The organism is Phaeobacter sp. (assembly GCF_022825805.1).
GTDB lineage: Bacteria > Pseudomonadota > Alphaproteobacteria > Rhodobacterales > Rhodobacteraceae > Phaeobacter.
The window spans coordinates 1-5,204 of sequence record NZ_JAJDWC010000106.1; the positions used below are offsets into that span (position 1 = coordinate 1).

5 protein-coding genes are annotated in these 5,204 nt (G+C 55.8%); 2 read left to right on the forward strand and 3 right to left on the reverse strand.

Translation table 11 applies throughout. From position 1 onward, the window contains the following. Positions 1-213: 213 nt before the first annotated feature. The 3 genes from Q0C28_RS12060 to Q0C28_RS12070 form a co-directional block, all read right to left on the reverse strand. A complete protein-coding gene (locus Q0C28_RS12060; RefSeq protein ID WP_293576105.1) occupies positions 214-1,422 on the reverse strand; it encodes a serine hydrolase in 1,209 nt (402 codons plus the stop codon). Positions 1,423-1,440: 18 nt separating this feature from the next. Next, the gene (locus Q0C28_RS12065; RefSeq protein WP_293576107.1) at positions 1,441-2,214 is read right to left on the reverse strand and encodes an enoyl-CoA hydratase/isomerase family protein; all 774 of its coding nucleotides are present in this window, start codon (positions 2,212-2,214) and stop codon (positions 1,441-1,443) included. A 277-nt stretch (positions 2,215-2,491) separates the two neighbouring features. Then, complete coding sequence (locus Q0C28_RS12070; protein WP_293576109.1) at positions 2,492-3,523, reverse strand: phosphotransferase family protein; 1,032 nt, start codon at positions 3,521-3,523, stop codon at positions 2,492-2,494. Between the two features lie 418 nt (positions 3,524-3,941). On the opposite strand from Q0C28_RS12070, the gene aroQ reads away from it, so the two are divergent. Both aroQ and Q0C28_RS12080 read left to right on the forward strand, forming a co-directional pair. Continuing rightward, complete coding sequence (aroQ, locus tag Q0C28_RS12075) at positions 3,942-4,391, forward strand: type II 3-dehydroquinate dehydratase (protein ID WP_293576111.1); 450 nt, start codon at positions 3,942-3,944, stop codon at positions 4,389-4,391. Continuing rightward, complete coding sequence (locus Q0C28_RS12080) at positions 4,388-5,101, forward strand: LuxR family transcriptional regulator (protein ID WP_293576112.1); 714 nt, start codon at positions 4,388-4,390, stop codon at positions 5,099-5,101. Before aroQ ends, Q0C28_RS12080 begins: the two co-directional genes overlap by 4 nt. Positions 5,102-5,204: the final 103 nt, after the last annotated feature.

Below are 5,204 nucleotides of genomic sequence, written 5' to 3' on the forward strand. Positions count from 1 at the left end.
ACTTGCGCTAAAACCTCCACGCGGTTCAACTCGCGCTCGCTCATCATCACCCATCCCATATCCGCTCATCCTCATTGATTTTTGAGGGTAGAGTGACATTCCTGAATTGCTCACGGGTGACATTATCGCTTTGCAGCTACAGTCGTGAGTGTTATAATCAGTATTATGTAAATTATTAGTTCGAAATAGTCGGCCGATGGGCACATAGACCCATCAACTGTCGATCATACCGTGCACCAATGCTTTCAACTCGGCCCTCGAGGGATAAGAGCTTGAGGGAGCCAATTGCGTCAGGAACACCACGCTCAGGTCGAGAACGGGATCGATCCAGAAAAACGTCGATGCCATGCCGCCCCAGCTGAAATCTCCGACAGATCCCGGACAGCGGGCTCTGGCTGGATCCAGCACCACCGCGCCGCCCAATCCAAATCCCATCCCATCCATGGGCTGCTCCGCAAAGCTCTGCGGTCCCATAGACGCAATGTCGCCCGGCAGATGATTCCGGCGCATAAACCGACTGATCGACGGGCTAAGGATGGCGCCGTCAGCGCAGCGTCCATCGCAGCGGAACATTTCTGCAAACGCCATGAAATCATCAAGCGTGCCGAGCAAACCACCGCCGCCGGATCGCATTGTTGATCCACGATAAATGCTGTTGTGGTAATCCTCTACAAGACGAAGTTGATTTTCATCTGGCGTCGCGGCGTTGAGCGCCATGGCATCACCAGCCAGCGGCGTATAGAGCGATGCAAACCTGTTGCCCGTTCCGTCTTGGACCGCAAATCCGGTTTCTGACATCTTCAGCGGCTCAAAAACAAACTCACGAAAAACGTCAGCGAGCTCCCGACCCGTTACCACCTCAATCACGGCGCCCAATACGTCAGTGGCAACAGAATACTCCCACCGTGTGCCTGGATGAAATGCCAATGGCAGCTTTGCCAATTCTGCGACTTGCGCCTGTAGACTGGCCTGATCAGATTTGAACATCAGATCCGTCTTGGCCATTTCTTCCGCAAGGACACCGGGATTGAACGGATAGCTTAAGCCGCTGGTATGCGTCAGCAATTCATGCAGCGTCGGTGAGCGGCATTCAACCGTTTGATCGATGGATGATGCACCATCAATAAGTGCCCGCATATCACTGAAGCCAGGCAGAAAATCGGAAACCGGCGCCTCGAGGTGGAAAAGACCGCGCTCCAGCAGCATCAAAAGAACGACCGAGGTGATCGGTTTGGTCATCGAATACATGCGGACCACAGTATCGCGCGTGAACGGCAGCTGTTCTTCAACGTTACGCAGCCCGGCGGCATGGAAGAAAATTTCTTCACCGTGGCGTTTGATCAGCAGAGCGCTTCCCGCATATTTCCCATCATTTACATAGCGTTGCTGCCATGCCCTTATGTTGTCCTCGCGGCTTGTCACGTCTTCGTCCCTTCCCGGTTACCCGTTTGCCGTGGCCGCAACAATGGCGGACATCGCTGGCGCGGTTTCATCAGTAAACCAGCCATTTTCGGGGTCATTTGCACCAGCTGTCATCGCGGTTTCGATCTTGGCGATTGTATCCTGGCGCAATTGCAGTTTGATCTTCGCAAAAGCGCCTGGCGGCAGCTCGGCCAAAGTGCGCGCCTCGCGCATCGCATAGCCATGCAAATCTTCTGCATCATCTGCGATGATATCGACGATGTTGAAGTTGCGCGCCGCGATTGGCCCGATGGTTTGCCCTGTAAGCATCAGACGACGTTGAATATTTGTATCAAGCGTCGAGCGTGCGATTTCCAATGGGCCAACCGGAAAATCAACTCCAACCTTTACCTCTGCCAGACCGAATTTGGTCTTCGCCATCGCAATCCGCACGTCGCTGCAGAGGACAAAAAACAGCCCGCCTGCAATGGCCGCACCGTTTATGGCAGCCACTATGGGTTTGGGGCAGCGGTAGATGGCGAGAAAGGCCTCGTTTAGCCCCTTCACCATCTCTCGTTGGCGGACCACATCAAATTCGCGCGCAGCTTTTAGGTCCATTCCGGCTGAGAAAACCTTGAAAGGACTGGTTAAAACCAATGCACCGATATCACTGCGCTCGGCGATATCATCAAAGCACTGGCGAATATCTTCCAGAAACTCCGGCGTCAGTGCATTGACGGGGCCGCGGCCCAGCTGCAACTCCCACACTCGGTCGCCGCGCGGTTCAAGTGTGATCCAATCCGTTTGTGTCATGTCGCGCTCCTGCCTCGATCGTGTTTTGGGGTATCATGCCGTGTTCCGGCCAATCGGTCGAGAGGTTTCACCACAGATCATTGGTTTTGAGACATAGGCGACAGGCCTCTCTAGAGGTTTAACGTGATGCGCCCCCGCAGCCGCACAGCAGGTGGTGAATCGGCTGGCCAGCAGACGGGCTGGCACCTGTTGGCCGTGGTCATGGTGCAGCCTCCCTACCCTCGCCAATGTTCAGGGGCCGCCAAAGACATTGGCGATGCGACAGACCTGTGCAGATTCATGCCAGTGCATCCATGCCAAGCCGCGCGAACATCGGAACGTAAGCTCCTAATTTTACCGCAGCTTTTGGGTCCGAGGCATTGCCATCAATGGCCCGCTTGCGCACCCCCTGTAGGATTGCCGCCATACGAAAGAAGCTGAACGCAAGATAGAAGCCAAAGTTATCAATTCCTTGCAAGCCGCGGCGGTCGCAATAGCTGGCGATAAATTCCGCATCAGACATCAGCCCCAGGGCGCTGCGATCCAGACCTGCGAGGCCACGCCCCTCCTGCCCCGGTGGCAATCGCCATTGCATGATCACCGCGGCGAGATCGGCAAACGGATGACCGATGGTCGAGAGTTCCCAGTCCAACACCGCGCGGCATGTGGCGGAATGCTGATCGAAGATCATGTTATCGATGCGGTAGTCGCCGTGGACCAGACATCTTTGCCCGTCGTCGGCGGGCAGCGCCCTGTGCAGCTCTGTCATCAACTGGTCCATGTCCGCGACAGGCTCCAGTTCGGTGGCGCGATACTGCTTGCTCCAGCGGGTAAGCTGGCGTTCGAAGTAGTTGCCCGGCGGCCCATAATCCATCAGGCCTGCGGTTGTGAGGTCCACACTGTGGATCGCCGCCAATACACGGCTCATCTCATCTATGATGGCCGCGCGGCCCGCAGGTGTTTCGCCCTCCATGGTGGGATCCGCAAAACTGCGGCCGGTTACATGACTCATGATATAGAAGTCTGCGCCAAGAACATCAGCGTCAACGCAGAGGTGTAGCATTTGCGGAACAGGCACTGCGCTCTCTTGTAAGGCGGCCTGCACGCGAAATTCACGATCCACGGCATGGGCAGATTTGAGCAGCACACCAGCCGGTTTGCGGCGCAGGACCAAGGGGCCAATGTTGCTGTCCAACAGATAGGTCGGGTTTGACTGGCCAGTGGGGAACTTACGCGCCGCGTTGATTTGGTGCAGCCCCGCGATGTGCCCGGCAAGATAATCCGCCAGTTGTTCGAGGTTCATATCATCAGCAGATTGCGAATGTGCCATATTGGTCTCGTAAGATTGCGCAGCCGCAGCAAAAGCCGCTCTATCAAGGCTGGCACGCAGCGTTCAATTGCGCAACGCCAGACATTGCGTCACGGCCTGATCCACACGCGAGCGATCTATTGGCGATCCGACAATCAGGCGCTTCGTTGCAGAACCGCACGTTGCCAGATCTGGGCACGGTTGGATTAGACCTGAATTGAGCCAGCACACTGCATCAGAGTGTCCAGGGCCGAGGTTTTCCACCATGGCCCGACGTGTCTGCGGATTGCGCACTCCTAGCTTGCAATCGATCAATGAAAGCCGTTACAACAGCACAAAAGGAACCGTACAGGCCCGGTTTGACAGGGCTTCAATGGGGCGTCTCCCCTACAGCGTGCGGCATTCACTCAGCGAGCTTCCGACAAAATTGGTAACATCAATGCAGAAAATTCTGGTTCTGAACGGTCCCAATCTCAACCTTTTGGGACGCCGCCAGCCTGAGGTCTACGGCCACGAAACACTGGCAATGGTCGAACAACGCTGCGTTGCCCATGGGGCGGCGATTGGCCAGGAGGTTACTTGCTTTCAATCCAACCACGAGGGCGCGCTGATTGACCAATTGCATGGCGCCAAAGATAGCCATGATGGTGTCGTGCTTAATGCGGGCGCCTACACCCACACCTCTATCGCTCTGATGGATGCGATCTACTCGATCGAGCTGCCGGTTGTGGAGGTCCATCTGTCGAACATTCACGCGCGGGAGAGTTTTCGCCACCAATCCTACATCGGACGCGCGGCAGTTGGGCAAATCTGCGGGTTTGGATCACTCGGATACGTCTTGGCGTTGGACGCTTTGAAAGCGCATTTGACGGCTGAGACCTCTGCATGAAGCCACAGGCGTATCTTGAGTTTCTGTGCTCGGTCAACTCTCTCGAAGAGCTCTGGGATGAACACGTCCGACAGATGCATGCGTATAGGTTTGAGCGGCTGATCTATGGCTATACGCGTCATAAAACGGCGACCTCCCTTGGTGACCCCGAAGATTTCACCATCCTGTCCAACCATTGCGCCGAATATATCGGCGGCTTTGTTGATGCTGGCCTGTACTTTGAGGCGCCGATGCTGCAGTGGGCGCTGCACAACGAAGGCGCGGGCAGCTGGCGATTGGCCCAACAAATGGACGGTGATGGCCAACTGTCAGAGAACGCCCGTAAGGTCCGGCTGTTCAACCAAAAATTTGGATTGAACGCAGGCTATACCGTCAGCTTTCATTCCACATCTCGGCGCTTCAAAGGCGCGATTTCGCTGGCCGCGCGCAAAGGTATGACCCAGGATGAAGTCGAAGAGATTTGGGCAGAGCACGGGCAGGACATCACCTTGATGAACAATGTCGCGCATCTGAAAATCCTCACACTGCCCTACACGCCACCGCATCGCTGCCTAACGAAACGCCAACGCGAGGCCCTGCAATGGGTCGGCGATGGCAAAACCACGCAAGACACCGCGCTGTTGATGGGATTGACCCAGGCCACCGTGGAAAAACACCTCCGCCTCGCCAGAGAGGCCTCATCGGAAGGTTTGTTCGTAAAACCACGCTAAGGAGGAACGAAGCCTGAACATGGCTTATTGCGTTGTGTTTCTGATCACCTTGTAAGCTGTTGATCTGCCTATGCCGAGGTGTTTTGCGGCCTTGGCGACGGAT

What these genes read in the sequence shown, in the direction of transcription:
- Q0C28_RS12080 (WP_293576112.1), top strand. Translation starts at nt 4,388, where the DNA reads ATGAAGCCACAGGCGTATCTTGAGTTTCTGTGCTCGGTCAACTCTCTC.
- Q0C28_RS12070 (WP_293576109.1), bottom strand. Translation starts at nt 3,523, where the DNA reads ATGGCACATTCGCAATCTGCTGATGATATGAACCTCGAACAACTGGCG.
- Q0C28_RS12065 (WP_293576107.1), bottom strand. Translation starts at nt 2,214, where the DNA reads ATGACACAAACGGATTGGATCACACTTGAACCGCGCGGCGACCGAGTG.
- aroQ (WP_293576111.1), top strand. Translation starts at nt 3,942, where the DNA reads ATGCAGAAAATTCTGGTTCTGAACGGTCCCAATCTCAACCTTTTGGGA.